21 protein-coding genes, 4 tRNA genes and 1 rRNA gene are annotated in these 23,731 nt (G+C 60.2%); all 26 read right to left on the reverse strand.

Features of this window, described 5'->3' with window-relative positions:
• Positions 1–12: 12 nt before the first annotated feature.
• Complete coding sequence (rplB, locus tag CXK94_RS19530; protein ID WP_037043276.1) at positions 13–834, reverse strand: 50S ribosomal protein L2; 822 nt, start codon at positions 832–834, stop codon at positions 13–15.
• A gap of 14 nt (positions 835–848) precedes the next feature.
• Positions 849–1,148 (reverse strand): 50S ribosomal protein L23, encoded by a 300-nt coding sequence (rplW, locus tag CXK94_RS19535; protein WP_037043274.1) that lies wholly within the window; start codon positions 1,146–1,148, stop codon positions 849–851.
• Positions 1,145–1,747, reverse strand: coding sequence for a 50S ribosomal protein L4 (gene rplD, locus CXK94_RS19540; RefSeq protein ID WP_102895543.1), 603 nt, complete (start codon positions 1,745–1,747; stop codon positions 1,145–1,147). The genes rplW and rplD overlap by 4 nt, the downstream gene beginning before the upstream one ends.
• A gap of 12 nt (positions 1,748–1,759) precedes the next feature.
• The gene (gene rplC / locus CXK94_RS19545) at positions 1,760–2,395 is read right to left on the reverse strand and encodes a 50S ribosomal protein L3 (protein ID WP_102895544.1); all 636 of its coding nucleotides are present in this window, start codon (positions 2,393–2,395) and stop codon (positions 1,760–1,762) included.
• An 82-nt stretch (positions 2,396–2,477) separates the two neighbouring features.
• A complete protein-coding gene (rpsJ, locus tag CXK94_RS19550; protein ID WP_003186070.1) occupies positions 2,478–2,789 on the reverse strand; it encodes a 30S ribosomal protein S10 in 312 nt (103 codons plus the stop codon).
• Between the two features lie 150 nt (positions 2,790–2,939).
• On the reverse strand, positions 2,940–4,133 hold the full coding sequence (gene tuf / locus CXK94_RS19555) for an elongation factor Tu (protein ID WP_102895545.1): 1,194 nt from the start codon (positions 4,131–4,133) through the stop codon (positions 2,940–2,942).
• 30 nt (positions 4,134–4,163) lie between these two features.
• Entirely contained in the window at positions 4,164–6,284 is a 2,121-nt protein-coding gene (fusA, locus tag CXK94_RS19560; RefSeq protein ID WP_102895546.1) for an elongation factor G, read from the reverse strand.
• A 30-nt stretch (positions 6,285–6,314) separates the two neighbouring features.
• Positions 6,315–6,785 carry a 30S ribosomal protein S7 gene (gene rpsG / locus CXK94_RS19565; protein ID WP_003297695.1) on the reverse strand — a complete coding sequence of 157 codons (471 nt, stop codon included), beginning with the start codon at positions 6,783–6,785 and terminating at the stop codon, positions 6,315–6,317.
• Positions 6,786–6,884: 99 nt separating this feature from the next.
• On the reverse strand, positions 6,885–7,256 hold the full coding sequence (gene rpsL, locus CXK94_RS19570) for a 30S ribosomal protein S12 (RefSeq protein WP_003280832.1): 372 nt from the start codon (positions 7,254–7,256) through the stop codon (positions 6,885–6,887).
• 138 nt (positions 7,257–7,394) lie between these two features.
• A complete protein-coding gene (gene rpoC / locus CXK94_RS19575) occupies positions 7,395–11,594 on the reverse strand; it encodes a DNA-directed RNA polymerase subunit beta' (protein WP_102895547.1) in 4,200 nt (1,399 codons plus the stop codon).
• 65 nt (positions 11,595–11,659) lie between these two features.
• A complete protein-coding gene (rpoB, locus tag CXK94_RS19580) occupies positions 11,660–15,730 on the reverse strand; it encodes a DNA-directed RNA polymerase subunit beta (RefSeq protein WP_102895548.1) in 4,071 nt (1,356 codons plus the stop codon).
• 219 nt (positions 15,731–15,949) lie between these two features.
• Positions 15,950–16,318 carry a 50S ribosomal protein L7/L12 gene (gene rplL, locus CXK94_RS19585; protein WP_003297700.1) on the reverse strand — a complete coding sequence of 123 codons (369 nt, stop codon included), beginning with the start codon at positions 16,316–16,318 and terminating at the stop codon, positions 15,950–15,952.
• Between the two features lie 76 nt (positions 16,319–16,394).
• Positions 16,395–16,895, reverse strand: coding sequence for a 50S ribosomal protein L10 (gene rplJ, locus CXK94_RS19590; RefSeq protein WP_037044008.1), 501 nt, complete (start codon positions 16,893–16,895; stop codon positions 16,395–16,397).
• A gap of 194 nt (positions 16,896–17,089) precedes the next feature.
• Positions 17,090–17,785 carry a 50S ribosomal protein L1 gene (gene rplA, locus CXK94_RS19595; protein WP_102895549.1) on the reverse strand — a complete coding sequence of 232 codons (696 nt, stop codon included), beginning with the start codon at positions 17,783–17,785 and terminating at the stop codon, positions 17,090–17,092.
• Positions 17,785–18,216, reverse strand: a complete 432-nt coding sequence (rplK, locus tag CXK94_RS19600) for a 50S ribosomal protein L11 (protein WP_063544041.1) — start codon at positions 18,214–18,216, stop codon at positions 17,785–17,787. The genes rplA and rplK overlap by 1 nt, the downstream gene beginning before the upstream one ends.
• 110 nt (positions 18,217–18,326) lie before the next feature.
• Positions 18,327–18,860 carry a transcription termination/antitermination protein NusG gene (nusG, locus tag CXK94_RS19605; protein WP_003297703.1) on the reverse strand — a complete coding sequence of 178 codons (534 nt, stop codon included), beginning with the start codon at positions 18,858–18,860 and terminating at the stop codon, positions 18,327–18,329.
• A 9-nt stretch (positions 18,861–18,869) separates the two neighbouring features.
• The gene (secE, locus tag CXK94_RS19610) at positions 18,870–19,238 is read right to left on the reverse strand and encodes a preprotein translocase subunit SecE (RefSeq protein ID WP_102895550.1); all 369 of its coding nucleotides are present in this window, start codon (positions 19,236–19,238) and stop codon (positions 18,870–18,872) included.
• A 43-nt stretch (positions 19,239–19,281) separates the two neighbouring features.
• Positions 19,282–19,357 (reverse strand) — tRNA-Trp (locus CXK94_RS19615).
• A gap of 51 nt (positions 19,358–19,408) precedes the next feature.
• Positions 19,409–20,602, reverse strand: a complete 1,194-nt coding sequence (tuf, locus tag CXK94_RS19620) for an elongation factor Tu (protein WP_102895545.1) — start codon at positions 20,600–20,602, stop codon at positions 19,409–19,411.
• A gap of 84 nt (positions 20,603–20,686) precedes the next feature.
• A tRNA-Thr gene (locus CXK94_RS19625) sits at positions 20,687–20,762 on the reverse strand.
• Positions 20,763–20,788: 26 nt separating this feature from the next.
• Positions 20,789–20,862, reverse strand: a tRNA-Gly gene (locus CXK94_RS19630).
• A gap of 25 nt (positions 20,863–20,887) precedes the next feature.
• Positions 20,888–20,972 (reverse strand) — tRNA-Tyr (locus CXK94_RS19635).
• A gap of 141 nt (positions 20,973–21,113) precedes the next feature.
• Positions 21,114–21,788, reverse strand: a complete 675-nt coding sequence (locus CXK94_RS19640; protein ID WP_102895551.1) for an SPOR domain-containing protein — start codon at positions 21,786–21,788, stop codon at positions 21,114–21,116.
• Between the two features lie 24 nt (positions 21,789–21,812).
• Positions 21,813–22,553 carry a type III pantothenate kinase gene (locus CXK94_RS19645; protein ID WP_102895552.1) on the reverse strand — a complete coding sequence of 247 codons (741 nt, stop codon included), beginning with the start codon at positions 22,551–22,553 and terminating at the stop codon, positions 21,813–21,815.
• On the reverse strand, positions 22,550–23,506 hold the full coding sequence (gene birA / locus CXK94_RS19650; protein WP_102895553.1) for a bifunctional biotin--[acetyl-CoA-carboxylase] ligase/biotin operon repressor BirA: 957 nt from the start codon (positions 23,504–23,506) through the stop codon (positions 22,550–22,552). The genes CXK94_RS19645 and birA overlap by 4 nt, the downstream gene beginning before the upstream one ends.
• Before the next feature lie 122 nt (positions 23,507–23,628).
• Positions 23,629–23,731 (reverse strand): 5S ribosomal RNA (rrf, locus tag CXK94_RS19655); the annotation flags it as partial.

The raw sequence follows: 23,731 nt of genomic DNA on the forward strand, positions 1-23,731 counted from the left end.
GTATCCCTCTAGTTACTTGCGACGACGGACGATCATGTTATCGGTGCGCTTGTTAGTGCGGGTCTTCGCGCCCTTGGTCGGGAAGCCCCACGGCGACACCGGATGACGACCACCGGAGGTACGACCTTCACCACCACCGTGCGGGTGGTCGACCGGGTTCATCGCGACACCACGAACGGTCGGGCGGATGCCCTTCCAGCGCTTGGCACCGGCTTTACCCAGCGAACGCAGGCTGTGCTCGGAGTTCGAGACCTCGCCCAGGGTCGCACGGCACTCGGCCAGCACTTTACGCATCTCGCCGGAGCGCAGACGCAGGGTCACATAGGCACCTTCGCGAGCGACCAGCTGAGCCGAAGCACCAGCGGAGCGAGCGATCTGAGCACCCTTGCCCGGCTTCAGCTCGACTCCGTGAACGGTGGAACCCAGCGGGATGTTGCGCAGCGGCAGGCTGTTACCGGCCTTGATCGGCGCATTGATGCCCGAAACCAGCTGATCACCGGCGCTCACGCCCTTCGGCGCGATGATGTAGCGACGCTCACCGTCGGCATACTTCAGCAGCGCGATGTGTGCAGTACGGTTCGGATCGTATTCGATGCGCTCGACGATGGCAGGAATGCCATCCTTGTTGCGACGAAAATCGACCAGACGATAGTGCTGCTTGTGACCACCGCCGATGTGACGGGTGGTGATACGACCGTTGTTGTTACGGCCGCCAGACTTCGACTTCTTCTCGAGCAGCGGTGCGTAAGGAGCGCCTTTGTGCAGCTCCTGGTTGACCACCTTGACCACGAAGCGGCGGCCCGCGGAAGTCGGTTTGCATTTAACGATTGCCATGATGCACCCCTTCCTTACTCAGCACTGCCGGAGAAATCGAGATCCTGGCCCGGCTGGAGAGCGATGTACGCCTTCTTCCAGTCGTTGCGCTTGCCCAGGCCGCGAGCGGTGCGCTTGGTCTTGCCCTGGACGTTCAGGGTGTTGACGGCAGCGACCTTCACGCCGAACAGGCTTTCGACGGCCTTCTTGATTTCCAGCTTGGTTGCATCGGTTGCAACCTTGAAAACGAATTGCTTCTTGCTGTCAGCCAGCACGGTAGCCTTCTCGGAGACGTGCGGACCAAGCAGGACTTTGAATACGCGTTCCTGGTTCATCCCAGCAGCTCCTCGAATTTCTTCACAGCCGACACGGTGATCAACACCTTGTCATAGGCGATCAGGCTGACCGGATCCGAACCCTGGACGTCGCGGACGTCGACGTGCGGCAGGTTGCGCGCAGCCAGGTACAGGTTCTGATCGACAGCATCGGAAACGATCAGCACGTCGTTCAGGCCCATACCGCTCAGCTTGCTGGCAAGCTGCTTGGTCTTGGGAGTCTCGACGGCGAAATCCTCGACGACGACCAGACGCTCGGAGCGAACCAGCTCAGCAAGGATGGAGCGCAGCGCGGCGCGATACATCTTCTTGTTCAGCTTCTGGTCATGATTCTGCGGACGAGCAGCGAAGGTTACGCCACCGCCACGCCAGATCGGGCCACGCGAGGTACCGGCACGAGCACGGCCGGTGCCCTTCTGACGCCACGGGCGCTTACCGCCACCGGAGACATCGGAACGGGTCTTCTGCTGCTTGCTACCCTGACGACCGCCAGCCATGTAGGCGACGACTGCCTGGTGCACCAGCGTCTCGTTGAACTCACCGCCAAAGGTGCGCTCGGAGACTTCGATGGCCTGTGCGCCATTTACATTCAATTGCATGTGAACTCCCCCTTAACCGCGAGCCTTGGCAGCCGGACGCACAACCACGTCACCGCCAGTGGCGCCGGGCACTGCACCCTTGACCAACAGCAGGTTACGCTCGGCGTCGACACGCACGATTTCCAGGGACTGCACGGTTACGCGCTCGGCGCCCATGTGCCCGGACATCTTCTTGCCCTTGAATACACGACCTGGAGTCTGGCACTGACCGATAGAGCCCGGGACGCGGTGGGATACGGAGTTACCGTGGGTATTGTCCTGCCCGCGGAAGTTCCAGCGCTTGATGGTACCGGCAAAGCCTTTACCCTTGGACTGACCGGTGACGTCCACCAACTGGCCCGCCTGGAAAATCTCGGCATTGATCTGATCGCCCACTTGGAATTCTTCGCCTTCGAGGCGAAATTCCCAGACACCACGACCGGCAGCGACATTCGCCTTGGCGAAATGACCGGCCTGAGCCTTGGTTACACGGGACGCGCGACGCTCACCAACAGTGACCTGCACTGCACGGTAGCCATCGCTCTCTTCATTCTTGAACTGAGTGACGCGATTCGGCTCGATCTCGATGACCGTAACCGGAATAGAGACACCATCTTCGGTGAAAACGCGGGTCATGCCGCATTTACGACCGACTACACCAATAGTCATTTTGAAACCTCTTGAGTGTACGGGGCTTTCACCCGCTATGGCCGCCCATTTCAGAGCGTTACACGACTAAAACTCTCAGGTTTTAGCCGAGGCTGATCTGCACTTCCACGCCAGCCGCAAGATCGAGCTTCATCAGCGCATCGACGGTTTTGTCGGTCGGCTGAACAATGTCCAGCACGCGCTTGTGGGTTCGAATTTCATACTGGTCGCGCGCGTCTTTGTTGACGTGCGGAGAAACCAGCACAGTGAACCGCTCTTTGCGGGTTGGCAGCGGAATCGGACCACGCACCTGAGCACCAGTACGTTTCGCGGTTTCCACGATTTCCTGGGTTGATTGATCGATCAGGCGATGGTCAAAAGCCTTCAACCGAATACGGATTTGTTGGTTTTGCATTTTGACCTCAGACTCCAAGTAGCCACCCTACCGGGCGCAATACCCCCGGTAAAAGGAGGCGCAATTGTACGGATGCGCCCATAGGGTGTCAATAAATGATCAACAATAGAAAAAGGCCCCCGAAGGGGCCTTCTTCATCATCGTCAAATATTACTCGACGATCTTGGCAACCACGCCGGCACCGACGGTACGGCCACCTTCGCGAATCGCGAAGCGCAGGCCGTCTTCCATGGCGATCGGCTTGATCAGGGTGACAACCATTTTCACGTTGTCGCCCGGCATCACCATCTCGACGCCTTCCGGCAGCTCGCACGAACCGGTCACGTCAGTGGTACGGAAGTAGAACTGTGGACGGTAGCCCTTGAAGAACGGGGTATGACGACCACCTTCTTCCTTGGACAGCACGTACACTTCGGCTTCGAACTTGGTGTGCGGCTTGATGGTGCCCGGCTTGGCCAGCACCTGACCACGCTCGACGTCATCACGCTTGGTGCCGCGCAGCAGCACGCCGCAGTTCTCGCCGGCACGACCTTCGTCGAGCAGCTTGCGGAACATTTCGACACCGGTACAGGTGGTCTTGGTGGTGTCACGCAGACCAACGATCTCGATTTCTTCCTGGACCTTGATGATGCCGCGCTCGACACGACCGGTCACCACGGTACCGCGGCCGGAGATCGAGAACACGTCTTCGATCGGCATCAGGAACGGCTTGTCGATGGCACGAACCGGCTCCGGGATGTAGGTGTCCAGGGTCTCGACCAGCTTCTTCACCGCAGTGGTGCCCAGCTCGTTGTCGTCTTCGCCGTTCAGCGCCATCAGCGCGGAACCGACGATGATCGGCGTGTCGTCGCCCGGGAAATCATAGGTCGACAGCAGGTCGCGAACTTCCATCTCGACCAGTTCCAGCAGCTCGGCATCATCAACCATGTCAGCCTTGTTCAGGAACACGACGATGTACGGAACGCCTACCTGACGGGACAGCAGGATGTGCTCGCGGGTCTGCGGCATGGGGCCGTCAGCAGCCGAGCAGACCAGGATCGCGCCGTCCATCTGGGCAGCACCGGTGATCATGTTCTTCACGTAGTCAGCGTGACCCGGGCAGTCAACGTGCGCGTAGTGACGGACGTTGGAGTCGTATTCCACGTGCGCAGTGTTGATGGTGATACCGCGAGCCTTCTCTTCCGGCGCGCTATCGATCTTGTCGAAGTCGACGCGAGCGGAACCGAACACCTCGGAGCACACGCGGGTCAGCGCAGCGGTCAGAGTGGTCTTGCCATGGTCGACGTGACCAATGGTGCCGACGTTGACGTGCGGTTTGTTACGTTCGAATTTTTCCTTAGCCACGACAGTAAACCTCTTACTTAAAGGGCTGAATCAACCTTGTTTTTTGACGAGCGTCTCGACGATATTCGCCGGAGCCTCAGCGTATTTGGAGAATTCCATGGAGTAGCTGGCGCGACCCTGAGACATGGAACGAACGTCGGTTGCATAACCGAACATTTCTCCGAGCGGAACCTCGGCACGGATAACCTTGCCGGAGACCGAGTCTTCCATACCCTGGATCAGACCGCGACGACGGTTCAGGTCACCCATCACGTCGCCCATGTAGTCCTCAGGGGTCACCACTTCGACCTTCATGATCGGCTCAAGCACCTTGCCGCCGCCCTTCTGGGCCAGCTGCTTGGTCGCCATGGAGGCGGCAACCTTGAACGCCATCTCGTTGGAGTCGACGTCATGGTAGGAGCCATCGAATACGGTCGCCTTCAGGCCGATCAGCGGATAACCGGCAACAACGCCGTTCTTCATCTGCTCTTCGATGCCCTTCTGGATCGCCGGAATGTATTCCTTCGGAACCACACCGCCCACGACTTCGTTGCTGAACACCAGACCCTCGGTGATGTTGCCCTTCTCGTCCACGTCCGGAGCCGAGAAACGGATCCAGCAATGACCGAACTGACCACGACCACCGGACTGACGAACGAACTTGCCTTCGATCTCGACATTGTCCTTGGTGATGGTTTCGCGGTAGGACACCTGCGGCTTGCCGATGTTGGCCTCGACGTTGAACTCGCGCTTCATGCGGTCAACGAGGATGTCCAGGTGCAGCTCGCCCATGCCGGAGATGATGGTCTGGCCGGTTTCCTCATCGGTCTTGACGCGGAACGACGGGTCTTCCTGGGCCAGCTTGCCCAGCGCGATACCCATCTTCTCCTGGTCGGCCTTGGTCTTCGGCTCGACAGCCACCGAAATGACCGGCTCCGGGAAGTCCATGCGCTCGAGGATGATCGGCTTCTCGATCGAGCAGAGGGTGTCGCCGGTGGTGACGTCCTTCATACCGATCAGAGCGGCGATGTCGCCGGCACGGCATTCCTTGATCTCGTCGCGCTGGTTGGCGTGCATCTGCACCATCCGACCGACACGCTCCTTCTTGCCCTTGACCGAGTTGACCACCGAGTCACCAGAAGTGAGCACGCCCGAGTAGACGCGGGTGAAGGTCAGGGTACCGACGAACGGGTCGGTGGCGATCTTGAACGCCAGCGCCGAGAACGGCTCGTCGTCGCTCGCATGACGCTCGTCGACCTGTTCCTCGTTGTCCGGGTTGACGCCCTGGATCGCAGGAATCTCGGTCGGCGCCGGCAGGAAGTCGATCACGGCATCGAGAACCAGCGGCACACCCTTGTTCTTGAACGAGGAGCCGCAAACGGCCGGAACGATCTCACAGGCGATGGTGCGCTGACGCAGACCAGCCTTGATCTCTTCGACGGACAGATCGCCCTCTTCGAGATACTTGTTCATCAGCTCTTCATTGGCCTCGGCAGCCGCCTCGACCATGTTGGAACGATATTCTTCGGCCATGGCCTGCAGCTCCGCCGGAATCTCTTCCTCGCGGTAGCTGGTGCCCTTGTCGTCTTCGTTCCAGTAGATCGCCTTCATCTTGATCAGGTCGATCTGGCCTTCGAAGTTGTCTTCGGCACCAATGGCCAGCTGCACCGGCACCGGGGTGTGCCCCAGACGCTGCTTGATCTGACCGACGACGCGCAGGAAGTTGGCACCCTGGCGGTCCATCTTGTTCACGTAGACGATGCGCGGCACACCGTACTTGTTGGCCTGACGCCATACGGTCTCGGACTGCGGCTCGACACCGGAAGTACCACAGAACACCACGACCGCACCGTCGAGCACGCGCAGGGAGCGCTCCACTTCGATGGTGAAGTCCACGTGACCGGGGGTATCGATGACGTTTACGCGATACTTGTCATACTGGCCGCGCGAGCCCTGCCAGAAAGTCGTGACAGCAGCGGAGGTAATGGTGATACCACGCTCCTGCTCCTGAACCATCCAGTCGGTGGTCGCCGCACCGTCATGCACCTCACCCATTTTGTGGCTGAGGCCGGTGTAGAACAGAATCCGCTCCGTCGTGGTGGTCTTGCCCGCGTCGACGTGGGCGCAGATACCGATGTTACGGTAGCGGTTGATAGGGGTAGTACGGGCCACAATAAGGTCCTCGTAAAAGTTGCGCTTGATTTAGAAGCGGTAGTGCGAGAAGGCCTTGTTGGCTTCAGCCATACGGTGCACGTCTTCGCGCTTCTTGACAGCAGCGCCTTTACCTTCAAAAGCATCCAGCAGCTCGCCGGCAAGGCGCAGCGCCATGGATTTCTCGCCACGCTTGCGCGCAGCGTCTACCAGCCAGCGCATGGCCAGCGCATTGCGACGGGAAGGACGAACTTCGACCGGAACCTGGTAGGTAGCACCGCCGACACGGCGGGACTTCACTTCGACCAGCGGAGCGATGGCATCGAGTGCTTTTTCGAAGATTTCCAGGGGGTCGCTGTTCTTGCGTTCCTTGACCTTGTCCAGCGCGCCATAAACGATACGCTCGGCAACGGCCTTCTTGCCGCTCTCCATCACGTGGTTCATGAATTTGGCCAGGATCAGACTTCCGTACTTCGGATCGTCCAGGATCTCGCGCTTGGCTGCTACACGACGTCTTGGCATTGATAAGCCCTCAAACGGTCTTCAGGTTAGCTCGGAACGGTAACGCGCAGGTTACGCCCGACCTTACTCTTATCGACTCAGATAAATAGAAATTGCTGCTTATTTCGGACGCTTGGCGCCGTACTTGGAACGACCCTGCTTGCGGTCCTTCACGCCGGAGGTATCCAGCGAACCGCGCACGGTGTGGTAACGCACACCCGGAAGGTCCTTTACACGACCGCCACGGATCAGCACCACGCTGTGCTCTTGCAGGTTATGACCTTCACCGCCGATATAGGAGGCGACTTCGTAGCCATTGGTCAGGCGAACACGGCACACCTTACGCAGTGCGGAGTTCGGTTTCTTCGGCGTGGTGGTGTACACGCGGGTGCACACGCCACGACGTTGCGGGCAGTTTTGCAGCGCAGGGACGTCGCTTTTCTCGACGACCCGCTTGCGCGGCTGACGTACCAGCTGGTTGATAGTTGCCATCTACTAGCTCCACTGTTGTCTTTCGACACAAACGAAAAATGGCAGGGCACGAAGCCCCGCCAAATTAGGGGTACGAGAGTCTAAAGAGCTTCTCGCCCACCGTCAAGGCAGGCCCCGGCTCACGCCGGGGCCCAGCACTCAGTTGCCGCTGGAGTTCAGCGCCTCGGTCAGAGCCGCTTCGACCTCATCGGCGCTCACCCGCACCGGCTTCTCGGCATCACGCTTGCGCTTGCGCTCGCTGTGATAGGCCAGGCCGGTACCGGCCGGGATCAGGCGACCCACGACCACGTTCTCCTTCAGGCCGCGCAGGTAGTCGCGCTTGCCAGTGACCGCCGCCTCGGTGAGGACGCGGGTGGTCTCCTGGAAGGAGGCCGCGGAGATGAACGATTCGGTCGACAGCGAGGCCTTGGTGATACCCAGCAGGACGCGCACGTACTTGGCGACGAACTTGTCCTCTTCGCTCAGGCGCTCGTTCTCTTCCAGCACCTGGGTCAGCTCCATCTGGTCGCCCTTGATGAAGCTGGAATCGCCCGATTCGGTGACCTCGACCTTTCGCAGCATCTGCCGCAGGATGGTCTCGATGTGCTTGTCGTTGATCTTCACACCCTGCAGGCGGTACACGTCCTGGATCTCGTTGACGATGTACTTGGCCAGCGCGCTGACGCCCAGCAGGCGCAGGATGTCGTGCGGGTTGCTCGGACCGTCGGAGATCACTTCGCCCTTGTTCACCTGTTCGCCTTCGAAGACGTTGAGGTGACGCCACTTCGGAATCAGCTCCTCGTACGGATCGCTGCCGTCGGTCGGGGTGATCACCAGGCGACGCTTGCCCTTGGTTTCCTTGCCGAAGGAGATGGTGCCGCTGATTTCCGCGAGGATCGACGGTTCCTTCGGACGCCGCGCTTCGAACAGGTCGGCAACGCGCGGCAGACCACCGGTGATGTCGCGGGTCTTCGAGGTTTCCTGCGGGATACGCGCGATGACGTCACCCACGTTGATCTCGGCACCGTCCGCCACACCGACCAGTGCGTTGGCCGGCAGGAAGTACTGGGCCGGTACGTCGGTACCCGGCAGCAGCAGTTCCTTGCCACTGGCGTCGACCATCTTGATCGCCGGACGGATGTCCTTGCCGGCGGCCGGACGGTCCTTCGGATCCATCACCTCGATGTTGGTCAGACCGGTGAGCTCGTCGGTCTGGCGCTTGATGGTGATGTTCTCCTCCATGCCGACGAAGGTCACGATACCCTTCATCTCGGTCACGATCGGGTGGGTGTGCGGATCCCACTTGGCGACCACGGCGCCCGGATCGACCTTGTCGCCTTCCTTCACCGAAATCACCGCACCGTAGGGCAGCTTGTAGCGCTCGCGCTCGCGACCGAAGTCGTCGGCCACCGCCAGCTCGCCGGAACGCGACACCGCCACCAGGGCGCCGTCGGCACGCTCGACGTGCTTCAGGTTGTGCAGACGGATGGTGCCGCCATTCTTCACCAGCACGTTGTCGACCGCCGAGGTCCGGCTCGCCGCACCACCGATGTGGAAGGTACGCATGGTCAGCTGGGTACCCGGCTCACCGATCGACTGCGCCGCGATGACACCCACGGCCTCGCCGATGTTGACCTGATGCCCGCGAGCCAGATCACGACCGTAGCACTTGGCGCAGATGCCATAGCGGGTTTCACAGGAGATCGGCGAACGCACGATCACTTCGTCGATGCTGTTCAGCTCGATGAAATCGACCCACTGCTCGTCGATCAGAGTACCCGCCGGAACCAGCACTTCCTCGGTGCCGGGCTTGAACACGTCGCGTGCGATCACGCGACCGAGCACACGCTCACCCAGCGGCTCGACCACGTCGCCACCTTCGATGTGCGGCGTCATGTGCAGGCCCTGCTCGGTGCCGCAATCGATCTCGGTCACCACCAGATCCTGCGCGACGTCAACCAGACGACGGGTCAGGTAACCGGAGTTCGCGGTCTTCAGTGCGGTATCCGCCAGACCCTTACGTGCACCGTGAGTGGAGATGAAGTACTGCAGTACGTTCAGGCCTTCACGGAAGTTCGCGGTGATCGGCGTCTCGATGATCGAGCCGTCCGGCTTGGCCATCAGGCCGCGCATACCGGCGAGCTGGCGAATCTGTGCGGCGGAACCCCGCGCACCGGAGTCGGCCATCATGTACATCGAGTTGAACGAGTCCTGCTCGGCTTCTTTGCCCTCGCGGTCGATGACCTTCTCTTTCGAGAGGTTGGCCATCATCGCCTTGGACACTTCGTCGTTGGCCTTGGACCAGAGGTCGATCACCTTGTTGTACTTCTCGCCCTGGGTTACCAGGCCAGAGGCGTACTGGCTCTCGATCTCCTTCACTTCCTCGGTGGCGGCGTCGATGATGCGCGCCTTCTCCTCGGGGATGACGAAGTCGTTCACGCCGATCGACACACCGGAGATGGTCGAGTAGGCGAAACCGGTGTACATCAGCTGGTCGGCGAAGATGACGGTGTCCTTCAGACCCACCGTGCGGTAGCACAGGTTGATCAGCTTGGAGATCGCCTTCTTCTTCATCGGCTGGTTGACCACGTCGAAAGCCAGGCCGGCCGGCACGATCTGGAACAGCAGCGCACGGCCGACGGTGGTGTCGACGATGCGGGTGTTCTTCACCAGGCTGCCGTCCTTCTGCTTGACGGTCTCGTTGATGCGCACCTTGACCTTGGCATGCAGGGACGCTTCGCCGGCACGGAACACACGGTCGACTTCCTGCAGGTCGGCGAACACGCGCCCTTCGCCCTTGGCGTTGATCGCTTCGCGGGTCATGTAGTACAGACCCAGCACCACGTCCTGCGACGGCACGATGATCGGCTCGCCGTTGGCTGGCGAGAGGATGTTGTTGGTCGACATCATCAGCGCGCGCGCTTCCAGCTGGGCTTCCAGCGTCAGCGGCACGTGCACGGCCATCTGGTCACCGTCGAAGTCGGCGTTGTACGCGGCACAGACCAGCGGGTGCAGCTGGATGGCCTTACCTTCGATCAGTACCGGCTCGAACGCCTGGATGCCCAGACGGTGCAGGGTCGGTGCGCGGTTGAGCAGCACGGGATGTTCGCGGATGACCTCGGCGAGCACGTCCCATACCTCGGGCAGTTCGCGCTCGACCATCTTCTTGGCCGCCTTGATGGTGGTGGCCATGCCGCGCATTTCCAGCTTGCCGAAGATGAACGGCTTGAACAGCTCGAGGGCCATCTTCTTCGGCAGGCCGCACTGGTGCAGACGCAGGGTCGGGCCCACGGTGATCACGGAACGGCCGGAGTAGTCCACGCGCTTGCCGAGCAGGTTCTGACGGAACCGCCCCTGCTTGCCCTTGATCATGTCGGCCAGGGATTTGAGCGGGCGCTTGTTCGAACCAGTGATGGCACGGCCACGACGGCCGTTGTCCAGCAGCGCATCGACGGCTTCCTGCAGCATACGCTTTTCGTTGCGCACGATGATGTCCGGCGCCGACAGGTCGAGCAGGCGCTTGAGACGGTTGTTGCGGTTGATCACACGGCGATACAGATCGTTGAGATCCGACGTCGCGAAACGGCCGCCATCCAGCGGAACCAGCGGACGCAGGTCCGGCGGCAGCACCGGCAGCACGGTAAGGATCATCCACTCCGGCAGGTTGCCCGAACCATGGAAGGCTTCCATCAGCTTCAGACGCTTGGAGAGCTTCTTGATCTTGGTTTCCGAGTTGGTCTGCGGAATCTCTTCGCGCAGGCGGCCGATCTCGTGCTCCAGGTCGATCTGGATCAGCAGTTCACGCACCGCCTCGGCGCCCATGCGGGCATCGAAGTCGTCACCGAACTCTTCCAGCGCCTCGAAGTACTGCTCGTCGTTCAGCAGCTGGCCCTTTTCCAGGGTGGTCATGCCCGGATCGATCACCACGTAGCTCTCGAAATAGAGCACGCGCTCGATATCGCGCAGGGTCATGTCCAGCAGCAGGCCGATACGCGACGGCAGCGACTTCAGGAACCAGATGTGAGCGACCGGCGAGGCCAGCTCGATGTGCGCCATGCGCTCGCGGCGCACCTTGGCCAGCGCGACTTCCACGCCGCACTTCTCGCAGATCACGCCACGGTGCTTGAGGCGCTTGTACTTGCCGCACAGGCACTCGTAGTCCTTGACCGGGCCAAAGATCTTGGCGCAGAACAGGCCGTCACGCTCGGGCTTGAACGTACGGTAGTTGATGGTCTCCGGCTTCTTCACTTCACCGAAGGACCAGGAACGGATCATCTCGGGCGAAGCCAGGGCAATCTTGATGGCATCGAACTCTTCGATTTGACCCTGGTTTTTCAACAGATTCAGCAAGTCTTTCAAGGCCTTTCCTCCTCACGGACCTGCGGCAGCCGGCTGACGCCGGGTGCCGCACAGGCGGTGCGTGGTTATTCGGTTTCCAGATCGATATCGATACCGAGCGAGCGGATCTCTTTGATCAACACGTTGAAGGATTCCGGCATGCCGGCCTCCATGCGGTGATCGCCGTCCACGATGTTCTTGTACATCTTGGTCCGCCCGTTCACGTCGTCCGACTTGACCGTGAGCATTTCCTGCAGGGTATACGCGGCGCCATAGGCCTCCAGGGCCCAGACCTCCATCTCCCCGAAACGCTGACCACCGAACTGCGCCTTGCCGCCCAGCGGCTGCTGGGTGACCAGGCTGTAGGAACCGGTGGAACGCGCGTGCATCTTGTCGTCGACCAGGTGATTCAGCTTGAGCATGTACATGTAGCCGACGGTGGTGGTGCGCTCGAACTTGTTGCCAGTGCGCCCATCGAACAGCTGCATCTGGCCGCTTTCCGGCAGATCGGCCAGCTTCAGCATGGCCTTGATCTCGCGCTCCTTGGCACCGTCGAATACCGGGGTCGCCATCGGCACGCCCTTGCGCAGGTTGTTCGCCAGGTCCAGCACTTCCTGATCGCTCAGGTCATCCAGGCTCTCCTGGCGTCCGCCGATCTCGTTGTAGATCTCGTGCAGGAACTTGCGCAGCTCGGCGACCTTGCGCTGCTCTTCGAGCATCAGGTTGATCTTCTCGCCCAGGCCCTTGGCCGCAAGGCCCAGGTGGGTTTCGAGGATCTGACCGACGTTCATACGCGACGGTACACCCAGCGGGTTCAGCACGATGTCCACCGGCGTGCCGTTGGCGTCATGCGGCATGTCCTCGACCGGCATGATCACCGAGACCACACCCTTGTTACCGTGACGACCGGCCATCTTGTCACCCGGCTGGATGCGACGCTTGATAGCCAGGTAGACCTTGACGATCTTCAGCACGCCCGGCGCCAGGTCGTCGCCCTGCTGCAGCTTGCGCTTCTTGTCCTCGAATTTGTCGTCGAGCAGCTGACGGCGGTCAGAGAGATAGGCCTGGGCCTTCTCCAGCTGCTCGTTCAGCGCGTCTTCGGCCATGCGCAGCTTGAACCACTGGCTGTGCTCCAACCCGTCGAGAATCTCGTCGCTGATCACCGCGCCCTTCTTCAGACCGGCACCGCCCTCGGCGGTCGCGCCGACCAATGCCGAGCGCAGACGCTCGAAGGTCGCGCCTTCGACGATGCGGAATTCCTCGTTGAGGTCCTTGCGGATCTCGTCGAGCTGCATCTTCTCGATGGCCAGCGCACGGGAGTCGCGCTCGACGCCGTCGCGGATGAACACCTGCACGTCGATGACGGTGCCCTTGGTGCCGGTCGGCACGCGCAGGGAGGTGTCCTTCACGTCGGAGGCCTTCTCACCGAAGATCGCACGCAGCAGTTTCTCTTCCGGGGTCAGCTGGGTCTCGCCCTTCGGCGTGACCTTGCCGACCAGGATGTCGCCTGGGCCGACTTCGGCGCCGACATAGACGATACCGGCCTCGTCCAGCTTGTTCAGCGCAGCCTCACCCACGTTCGGGATGTCCGCGGTGATTTCCTCCGGGCCGAGCTTGGTGTCGCGCGACACGCAGGTCAGTTCCTGGATGTGGATGGTGGTGAAGCGATCTTCCTGGACCACGCGCTCCGAAAGGAGGATGGAGTCCTCGAAGTTGTAGCCGTTCCAGGGCATGAACGCGACGCGCATGTTTTGCCCCAGGGCCAGCTCGCCCATGTCGGTGGACGGGCCGTCGGCCATGATATCGCCACGTGCAACCACGTCGCCCTTGCGCACCAGCGGACGCTGGTTGATGCAGGTGTTCTGGTTGGAACGGGTGTACTTGGTCAGGTTGTAGATGTCGACACCCGCTTCGCCGGTCTCGACCTCGTCGTCACGCACGCGCACGACGATACGACTGGCGTCGACCGAATCGATCACGCCGCCGCGACGGGCCACGACGCAGACACCGGAGTCGCGCGCCACGTTGCGCTCCATGCCGGTACCCACCAGCGGCTTGTCCGAACGCAGGGTCGGCACGGCCTGACGCTGCATGTTGGAACCCATCAGTGCACGGTTGGCGTCGTCGTGCTCGAGGAACGGAATCAACGAGGCAGCGACGGAAACGACCTGCTTCGGCGAGACGTCCATCAGGGTCACGTCTTCCGGCGCCTTGACGGTGAATTCGTTCAGGTGACGTACGGCCACCAGCTCGTCGACCAGCTTGCGACCGTCCAGCTTGGCGCTGGCCTGGGCGATGACGTGGTCGGCTTCTTCGATCGCCGAGAGGAACACGATCTCGTCGGTGACTTCGCCGTCCTTGACCACGCGGTACGGGCTTTCCAGGAAGCCGTACTGGTTGGTGCGGGCATAGGCGGCCAGCGAGTTGATCAGGCCGATGTTCGGACCTTCAGGGGTTTCGATCGGGCAGACGCGACCGTAGTGGGTCGGGTGTACGTCACGCACCTCGAAGCCGGCACGCTCACGGGTCAGACCGCCCGGGCCGAGCGCGGAAACGCGGCGCTTGTGGGTGATTTCCGAAAGCGGGTTGTTCTGGTCCATGAACTGCGAGAGCTGGCTGGAGCCGAAGAACTCCTTCACCGCCGCCGCGACCGGCTTGGCGTTGATCAGGTCCTGCGGCATCAGGCCTTCGCTTTCGGCCATCGACAGACGCTCTTTCACCGCGCGTTCGACGCGCACCAGACCGACGCGGAACTGGTTCTCGGCCATCTCGCCGACGCAACGCACACGACGGTTACCCAGGTGGTCGATGTCGTCGACGATGCCCTTGCCGTTACGGATGTCGACCAGGGTCTTGAGCACCGCGACGATGTCCTCGCGGCTCAGCACGCCGGAACCTTCGATCTCGGTACGACCGATGCGGCGATTGAACTTCATCCGGCCGACGGCCGACAGGTCGTAGCGCTCGGCGGCGAAGAACAGGTTGTTGAACAGCGTTTCGGCGGCGTCCTTGGTCGGCGGCTCCCCCGGGCGCATCATGCGGTAGATCTCGACCAGCGCTTCGAGCTGATTGGTGGTCGAATCGATCTTCAGGGTGTCGGAAATGAACGGACCACAGTCGATGTCGTTGGTGTACAGCGTCTCGAAGCGCACGACCTGCGCCTTGACGATCTTCGCCATTACGTCGACGGTCAGCTCGGTGTTGCACTCGGCGATGATCTCGCCGGTGGCCGGATGCACGATGGCCTTGGCCACGGTGCGGCCCAGCACGTACTCCATCGGCATCTCGAGCTCCTTGATGCCGGACTTGTCGAGCTGGTTGATGTGACGGGCGGTGATACGACGGCCCTGCTCGACGATGACCTTGCCGCTATCATCCTTGATGTCGAAGGTAGCGATCTCGCCACGCAGACGCTGCGGCACCAGTTCCAGCGCCAGGGTCTCGCCCTTCACGTGGAAGATGTTGGTGTCGTAGAACTGCTCGAGGATTTCCTCGGTGCTGTAGTTCAGCGCGCGCAGCAGTACCGACGCCGGCAGCTTACGGCGACGGTCGATACGGACGAACACGGCGTCCTTCGGATCGAACTCGAAGTCCAGCCAGGAGCCGCGGTAGGGAATGATGCGCGCGGAGTACAGCAGCTTGCCCGAACTGTGGGTCTTGCCGCGGTCATGATCGAAGAATACGCCCGGCGAGCGGTGCAGCTGGGAAACGATCACACGCTCGGTACCGTTGATGATGAAGGTACCGTTCTCGGTCATCAGGGGAATTTCCCCCATGTAGACTTCCTGTTCCTTGATGTCCTTGATGGCCTTGTTCGACGATTCTTTGTCGAAAATGATCAGGCGCACCTTCACCCGCAGCGGTACCGCGAAGGTCACGCCGCGCAGGACACATTCCTTGACATCGAAGGCCGGCTCGCCCAGGCGATAGCCGACGTACTCCAGCGCTGCATTGCCGGAATAGCTGATAATCGGGAAAACGGATTTGAAGGCTGCATGCAAGCCAATATCGCGGAACTGATCTTTGGTCGCTCCCGCCTGCAGGAATTCGCGATACGAATCCAGCTGGATGGCCAAAAGATACGGCACGTCCATCACGTGCGGTAACTTGCTAAAGTCCTTGCGGATACGTTTTTTCTCAGTGTATGAGTAAGCCATCAGCGTTCCCCAGCTTGGTCACCTGCTTGTTGGCCTCTCCCGACGGGAGCTGCCAGAAAATCGTGCGAATCCCTTGATTCGCGCCACCCAGGGGGTGGTTTTTATTTCCGCGGAAGCGCCGGCATCGCCAGCTTTCCATAACGGAAAAAGGCCGGTGGCAAAAGCCACCAGCCGTCAGCCTTACGCGAGTCGCTCCGGCTGTAGACGCAAGGTCGTCGCTTACTTGAGCTCGACTTTGGCGCCTGCTTCTTCCAGAGCCTTCTTGGCCGCTTCGGCCTCTTCCTTGGAAACGCCTTCCTTGACCACGCCCGGGGCGCCGTCAACGACAGCCTTGGCTTCTTTCAGGCCCAGGCCGGTCAGCTCGCGCACCGCCTTGATCACGTTCACTTTCTTGTCGCCGGCCTCGGCCAGGACGATGGTGAACTCGGTCTGCTCTTCTACAGCAGCAGCAGCCGGGCCAGCAGCAGCAACGGTAGCGGCAGCAGCGGTAACACCGAACTTCTCTTCCATTGCCTTGATCAGTTCAACAACCTGCATCACGGACATTTCGGAAACGGCGTTGATGATATCTTCGTTGGTCAGAGCCATGACTCTAATTCCTGTATATAGGTGACGGCCTGCGGCCATCTAATTCAAAAAGAGATTCGAAAGGGTCGTGCACGCCTTAGGCGGCAGCGGCTTCTTTCTGGTCGCGAACGGCCGCCAGAGTACGAGCCAGCTTGCTGGTGGCGCCCTGGATCACGCTCATCAGCTGGGAAACGGCTTCGTCGTAGGTCGGCAGAGTTGCCAGTACGTCGATCTGGTTGGCTGCGAGGAACTGACCCTCGAACGCAGCGGCCTTGATCTCGAACTTGTCCTGACCCTTGGAGAACTCCTTGAAGATACGAGCGGCAGCGCCCGGATGTTCGTTGGAGAATGCAATCAGGGTCGGGCCTTTGAACACGTCGTTGAGCACATCGAACTGAGTGCCATCAACGGCGCGACGCAGCAGGGTGTTACGCACGACACGCACGTACACGCCAGCTTCGCGGGCCTCTTTACGGAGTCCGGTCATGGCCCCCACGGTCACGCCACGGGCATCGGCCACGACAGCGGACAGGGCAGCTTTGGCAGCCTCGTTGACTTCAGCGACGATGGCCTTCTTGTCTTCGAGTTTGATTGCCACGGGTTTCACTCCTGGATGTTACCGGTTCATCCGGTCGAGACCGGACGGGTTTTGGTGTCTGATTCGGTACGAATCGGGAGCACCTCTGCGTAGGCTTGAGGTTTAAGGCTTGCGCCGCCTACGGTCTTGGATAGCCCCCGCCAGGCAGGGACCCCAATCTTGCAGACCGCCCCGCGAACGGGGCGGCTTGTGTCTTACGCTTCCAGGGAAGCCTGATCGATGACCAGTCCCGGGCCCATGGTGGTGCTCAGGGTGACGCGCTTGACGTAGATACCTTTGGAGGTGGACGGCTTCAGGCGCTTCAGATCGGAAAGCAGCGCTTCGACGTTCTGCTTCAGCTGAACGGCCTCGAAACCGACCTTGCCTACGGAGGTGTGGATGATGCCGTTCTTGTCGGTACGGAAACGTACCTGACCGGCCTTGGCATTCTTCACCGCAGTGGCGACGTCCGGAGTCACGGTGCCGACCTTGGGGTTCGGCATCAGGCCGCGCGGGCCGAGGATCTGGCCCAGCTGGCCGACGACACGCATCGCGTCCGGGGAAGCGATCACCACGTCGTAGTTCAGGTCGCCACCTTTCATTTCGGCAGCCAGCTCGTCCATACCGACACGATCGGCACCAGCAGCCAGCGCAGCTTCGGCACCCGCACCCTGAGTGAACACGGCAACCCGCACGGTCTTGCCGGTGCCGTTCGGCAGCACGGTTGCACCGCGCACGACCTGGTCGGATTTACGCGGATCGACGCCGAGGTTGATGGCGATATCGAACGACTCGGTGAATTTCACCGCCGACAGATCGGCCAGCAGCTTGGCTGCGTCTTCGAAGGCGTACTGCTTGCCGGCTTCGACTTTCTCGGCGATTGCCTTCTGGCGCTTGGTCAACTTAGCCATTACACGCCCTCCACGTTCAGGCCCATGCTGCGCGCGGACCCGGCGATGGTCCGAACGGCAGCTTCCATTTCGGCAGCGGTCAGATCGGCCTGCTTGGTCTTGGCGATCTCTTCCAGCTGGGCACGGGTAACGGTGCCGACCTTCTGGGTGTTGGGACGAGCGGAGCCACTGGTGATACCGGCAGCCTTCTTCAGCAGCACAGCTGCCGGAGTGCTCTTGGTTTCAAAAGTGAAGCTGCGATCGCTGTATACGGTGATGATCACCGGAGTCGGCAGACCGGGCTCCTGGCCCTGGGTCTTGGCATTGAACGCCTTGCAGAACTCCATGATATTCACGCCATGCTGGCCCAGTGCAGGACCAACCGGCGGCGACGGGTTGGCCTGACCGGCCTTTACCTGAAGCTTGATATAAGCTTGAATTTTCTTAGCCATATTTACTCCGTTACGGGTTTTAGCGCCTCGCGGCTCCCCATTGCTTATTTATCCCAGTGACGACAAAACCCCGCAGCCAGCAGCTGCGGGGTGTGGGATGCTTTACCCAGCTAGACCTTCTCGACCTGGCTGAACTCCAGCTCTACCGGGGTAGAGCGACCGAAAATGAGCACCGCGACCTGGATCCGGCTCTTTTCGTAGTTGACCTCTTCGACCACCCCATTGAAATCGGCGAATGGCCCATCGGCAACACGCACGACCTCACCCGGCTCGAACAGCGTCTTCGGCTTCGGCTTGTCACCACTGTCGGCAACACGACGCAGAATCGCCTCAGCCTCTTTGTCGGTGATGGGCGCCGGCTTGTCTGCCGTACCACCAATGAAGCCCATCACTCGCGGGGTATCCTTGACGAGGTGCCAAGTGCCCTCGTTCATTTCCATCTGCACGAGAACGTAGCCCGGGAAGAATTTGCGCTCACTCTTGCGCTTCTGCCCGTTACGCATCTCGACCACTTCTTCGGTGGGAACCAGAATCTCGCCGAACTCATCTTCCATGCCGGCAAGCTTGACGCGCTCGATCAGCGAGCGCATGACGTGCTTCTCGTAACCCGAGTAAGCATGCACAACATACCAACGCTTAGCCACGAGACACCCTTAACCAACAATCATGGAAACCAGCCAACCCAGCAGGGTATCAAGCCCCCACAACAACAACGCCATAACCAGGACCACAACGACAACGATCAAGGTGGTCTGAGTGGTTTCTTGACGGGTCGGCCAAACGACTTTGCGAATCTCTACACGCGCCTCTTTCAGCAACGCGAAGAAAGAACGCCCCCGGGAGGTCTGCAGAGCAACCAGCGCAGCTACCGCACCGATCACAAGCACCGCCAGGACTCGATACAGAATCGGCTCAGCGGAGTAGTATTGATTACCGACAACGGCAACAACCACCAAAGCAGCCACAACAAGCCACTTCACCAGATCGAAGCGCGTGTCTTTGGCTTCAGCTTTGATATTCATCTGCTAGAACCTTGTAAAGACTGCCAAATTTCGATATTGAAATTGGCAGGCCAGGAGGGAATCGAACCCCCAACCTGCGGTTTTGGAGACCGCCGCTCTGCCAATTGAGCTACTGGCCTAGAAAGAGTCAGGCCGACTATTATGCCGACCTGCTTCAAACAGATCAATCGTTATTCGACGATCTTGGCAACCACGCCGGCACCGACGGTACGGCCACCCTCGCGAATCGCGAAGCGCAGGCCGTCTTCCATGGCGATCGGCTTGATCAGGGTGACAACCATTTTCACGTTGTCGCCCGGCATCACCATCTCGACGCCTTCCGGCAGCTCGCACGAACCGGTCACGTCAGTGGTACGGAAGTAGAACTGCGGACGGTAGCCCTTGAAGAACGGGGTGTGACGACCACCTTCTTCCTTGGACAGCACGTACACTTCGGCTTCGAACTTGGTGTGCGGCTTGATGGTGCCCGGCTTGGCCAGCACCTGACCACGCTCGACGTCATCACGCTTGGTGCCGCGCAGCAGCACGCCGCAGTTCTCGCCGGCACGACCTTCGTCGAGCAGCTTGCGGAACATTTCGACACCGGTACAGGTGGTCTTGGTGGTGTCACGCAGACCAACGATCTCGATTTCTTCCTGGACCTTGATGATGCCGCGCTCGACACGACCGGTCACCACGGTACCGCGGCCGGAGATCGAGAACACGTCTTCGATCGGCATCAGGAACGGCTTGTCGATGGCACGAACCGGCTCCGGGATGTAGGTGTCCAGGGTCTCGACCAGCTTCTTCACCGCAGTGGTGCCCAGCTCGTTGTCGTCTTCGCCGTTCAGCGCCATCAGCGCGGAACCGACGATGATCGGCGTGTCGTCGCCCGGGAAATCATAGGTCGACAGCAGGTCGCGAACTTCCATCTCGACCAGTTCCAGCAGCTCGGCATCATCAACCATGTCAGCCTTGTTCAGGAACACGACGATGTACGGAACGCCTACCTGACGGGACAGCAGGATGTGCTCGCGGGTCTGCGGCATGGGGCCGTCAGCAGCCGAGCAGACCAGGATCGCGCCGTCCATCTGGGCAGCACCGGTGATCATGTTCTTCACGTAGTCAGCGTGACCCGGGCAGTCAACGTGCGCGTAGTGACGGACGTTGGAGTCGTATTCCACGTGCGCAGTGTTGATGGTGATACCGCGAGCCTTCTCTTCCGGCGCGCTATCGATCTTGTCGAAGTCGACGCGAGCGGAACCGAACACCTCGGAGCACACGCGGGTCAGCGCAGCGGTCAGAGTGGTCTTGCCATGGTCGACGTGACCAATGGTGCCGACGTTGACGTGCGGTTTGTTACGTTCGAACTTTTCTTTAGCCATCGAGACCGTCTCCCATCGTTGAATTGAGCTAGTCACGCCACCATTAAAACAAAGGCAGATATTTACATATCTGCCTTTGTGGTTTGGAGCTCATGAGCGGATTTGAACCGCTGACCTCACCCTTACCAAGGGTGTGCTCTACCAACTGAGCTACATGAGCGAAGCTTTTACCGTAACCTTCAAAGCTGGAGCGGGTAGCGGGAATCGAACCCGCATCATCAGCTTGGAAGGCTGAGGTTCTACCACTAAACTATACCCGCGAACGCCGAAGCCTACGCTTGAATCTGGTGGAGGGGGAAGGATTCGAACCTTCGAAGTCTATGACGTCAGATTTACAGTCTGATCCCTTTGGCCGCTCGGGAACCCCTCCAAAGTGAGGCGGCATTTTCATCACTTGCCACCCTGCTGTCAAGCATTTTCTCATATAAATCTTGAGGTTAGCTTCCATGACAGCGGCTACGACAGCGGAACAACAGCCCCTAGCTGCGAAGCGGGCGCCATTCTATTCAAACTATTCCGAAGTTGCAACGCTTGTGCAGGACATCTGCCGATGCTGTAGCGCCGGCATATCCTTCATCAGCCCTTCCAGGATCGTGTCGTCGACGAGATGACGGCTGGCAGCGGAAATACGGACCCAATACTTGCGATGCACTCGAGGCAGCTCACGGACCAGAGCAGCATAATCCACCTCCCGTAGACGAGCCACGACCCCCTCCGCCGAATCCTTGCGCGAAAAGATTCCGAGTGAAATACCGTTGGCCAAGTCACCGACCGTGATGATGTAACTGTCTATATTCCTGCTCTGCAGCTCTCGCAACTGACGCAGAGAGGCCGATCTGGAAGCCAGTGGCGGCAGATACACCCAATAGTCCACCCCGCCAGCCATATCCACGAACTGGACACTGGATTGCACGTCCAGGCTCAACAGCCGTTGCTCCAATGAATTGGCCAGCTGCTCATCATCGAACCCACCCAAGAACAGACACGCGCTATCGGATTCGCCAGGCACCGCCACCTGCTCACGGCGCTTTGGAGAAGGCGACTCGCTGAGCAGGGTAATGTTCTGCTGGGGCCTGTTATAGGCGTCGAGTGGCGCCACCTCCTTTATCCTCAGAGGCGCTTGGTACTGGTGTTGTAGAAAGAAAAAGACATTCAACAGCATCAGCAGGAGAAAAAACCAACGCATGCAAGCTTCGACCTTGTCTATGGGCTAGGGGCAGGCGATGGCCAAGCCGCGGAACACGAGATCAGGCACGCAGCGTATGCCCTCAATGCCTGCAATCAGAGCGACATCGCCGCCGGTGGCATATACCACGAAGTCACTCCCCAGATAATCGCCGGCCTGCAGGATCTGCGACTCGACAAAACTGCGCAACATCAGCAAGCAGCCCCGCTCAACCGCCTCGGCTGTCGAGCGACCCGGCCGGGCCTCATCCCGAAGCGCCCGAGCAGACTCAACGTCATACCGAATACGCCGCGTATGAGCATGCAACTGATGCCGAAGCAATGACATACCCGGGCAAATGTAGCCGCCCAGGTGAACCCCCTCCGAGTTGACCAAATCGACGGTCACGGCCGTTCCAAGATCGATTACGAGCATCGCGCGCGCGCCTAACTGGAAGGCGCCCACGATTGCCAACCAACGATCCATGCCCAAGCGCTCGTGATCGAGGTAGCCATTAAGCACACCGCCGAGCTGCCTCGCCGGCATTGCCCGGAGCACCTCGACGCCCAACGTTTCGGCCAGACGCGAACAAGCGTCCGCGGTCTCGTCATCGCTACGGACGCTAACCAGTCTCGCACGCGAGACATGCAACTCAGGCAGCTCCGCAAGCTGGGCGATCAGCTCGACCAACGAAACCGCCACGCCCTCCATCAATACGACATCGACCGAAGGATCGAATACACGCCACTTGATCAGGCTGTTACCGCAATCCAACTCAAGAATCATGGATCCAACCTCAAGCTGAGCTCCCCACCACTAAACGAATGCTCGCAGCCATTGATCGACAACCTGAGAGCCCCCTGCTGATCGACCCCGAGTACAATCCCAGAGAAATCTTGAGCGCCGGTGCTGAGGGTGCATTTGCACCCCTGCCAGATATGGCTGGCCTCCCATTCGGCCTGCAAAGCTGGAAATCCGAGCGCCATATGACGCTTCAAGTAGCCCTGCAGCGAGTCGCTCAGCGCAAGCACGAGATCATTCCGATCCACCATGCTTCCAGCCTGAGCCCTTACGGAGGTCCATGGCTGGTCGATTCCACTATCGGCCGTGAGCATGTTGACGTTGATGCCTATGCCTATGACGACATGGCACACATCCGCCGGATCCCCCGTCAACTCCAAGAGGATCCCAGCGATCTTTCGGCCATCGGCATATACATCGTTTGGCCACTTCAGCCCCGCCCGTTCAACGCCAAGAAGACGCAGTGTCTGCATGACCGCCAGCCCCACGACCAGACTCATGCCCGATAACTGCTGCGCCCCTCCAACAACCTTGAGAGCCAAGCTGTAATAGAGATTCTGCCCGACAGGACTGACCCATTTACGACCGCGCCGTCCCCGCCCATCAGTCTGAGCCTCAGCCAGAACGAGAAAGGGAGCGGATACTTGCTCCTGCAGCAGACGGAGCGCCTCGGCATTGGTGGAGTCGGTAGTACTGCGCAGGTACAGCGACCATCCCAGCCGACGCAAGTGCGGCTCGAGCTTTGCATGATCGAACAGGGAAAGCGGCTCAGCCAGGCGGTAACCTCGCCCGGGCACTTTGTAAAGCCTCAAGCCGGTTTCGCTCTCTACACGCTGCAAGTGCTTCCAGACGGAGCTGCGACTCACACCGAGCTTTTCCCCCAACTCCTGCCCCGAATGAAAGCGCCCATCCTGGAGCAATCTCAACAGCCTATTCATGTCACACCCCAACTGACGAGGCTCGCATGATAGCGACGCCGACCGTAAGTGCCTAGGAAGCCGGACCGTACGCAAAAGCAAACCCCCGAGCCGCTAATGCGGATCGGGGGTTTGGGATAGGTGCTTGACGATGACCTACTCTCACATGGGGAGACCCCACACTACCATCGGCGATGCGTCGTTTCACTGCTGAGTTCGGGATGGGATCAGGTGGTTCCAACGCTC

Origin of the sequence: Stutzerimonas stutzeri, from assembly GCF_002890915.1 — a bacterium.
In the GTDB taxonomy this organism is placed as follows: domain Bacteria; phylum Pseudomonadota; class Gammaproteobacteria; order Pseudomonadales; family Pseudomonadaceae; genus Stutzerimonas; species Stutzerimonas stutzeri_AF.

What these genes read in the sequence shown, in the direction of transcription:
- rplB (WP_037043276.1), bottom strand. Translation starts at nt 834, where the DNA reads ATGGCAATCGTTAAATGCAAACCGACTTCCGCGGGCCGCCGCTTCGTG.
- rplW (WP_037043274.1), bottom strand. Translation starts at nt 1,148, where the DNA reads ATGAACCAGGAACGCGTATTCAAAGTCCTGCTTGGTCCGCACGTCTCC.
- rplD (WP_102895543.1), bottom strand. Translation starts at nt 1,747, where the DNA reads ATGCAATTGAATGTAAATGGCGCACAGGCCATCGAAGTCTCCGAGCGC.
- rplC (WP_102895544.1), bottom strand. Translation starts at nt 2,395, where the DNA reads ATGACTATTGGTGTAGTCGGTCGTAAATGCGGCATGACCCGCGTTTTC.
- rpsJ (WP_003186070.1), bottom strand. Translation starts at nt 2,789, where the DNA reads ATGCAAAACCAACAAATCCGTATTCGGTTGAAGGCTTTTGACCATCGC.
- rpsG (WP_003297695.1), bottom strand. Translation starts at nt 6,785, where the DNA reads ATGCCAAGACGTCGTGTAGCAGCCAAGCGCGAGATCCTGGACGATCCG.
- rpsL (WP_003280832.1), bottom strand. Translation starts at nt 7,256, where the DNA reads ATGGCAACTATCAACCAGCTGGTACGTCAGCCGCGCAAGCGGGTCGTC.
- rpoB (WP_102895548.1), bottom strand. Translation starts at nt 15,730, where the DNA reads ATGGCTTACTCATACACTGAGAAAAAACGTATCCGCAAGGACTTTAGC.
- rplL (WP_003297700.1), bottom strand. Translation starts at nt 16,318, where the DNA reads ATGGCTCTGACCAACGAAGATATCATCAACGCCGTTTCCGAAATGTCC.
- rplA (WP_102895549.1), bottom strand. Translation starts at nt 17,785, where the DNA reads ATGGCTAAGTTGACCAAGCGCCAGAAGGCAATCGCCGAGAAAGTCGAA.
- rplK (WP_063544041.1), bottom strand. Translation starts at nt 18,216, where the DNA reads ATGGCTAAGAAAATTCAAGCTTATATCAAGCTTCAGGTAAAGGCCGGT.
- secE (WP_102895550.1), bottom strand. Translation starts at nt 19,238, where the DNA reads ATGAATATCAAAGCTGAAGCCAAAGACACGCGCTTCGATCTGGTGAAG.
- tuf (WP_102895545.1), bottom strand. Translation starts at nt 20,602, where the DNA reads ATGGCTAAAGAAAAGTTCGAACGTAACAAACCGCACGTCAACGTCGGC.
- CXK94_RS19640 (WP_102895551.1), bottom strand. Translation starts at nt 21,788, where the DNA reads ATGCGTTGGTTTTTTCTCCTGCTGATGCTGTTGAATGTCTTTTTCTTT.
- CXK94_RS19645 (WP_102895552.1), bottom strand. Translation starts at nt 22,553, where the DNA reads ATGATTCTTGAGTTGGATTGCGGTAACAGCCTGATCAAGTGGCGTGTA.
- birA (WP_102895553.1), bottom strand. Translation starts at nt 23,506, where the DNA reads ATGAATAGGCTGTTGAGATTGCTCCAGGATGGGCGCTTTCATTCGGGG.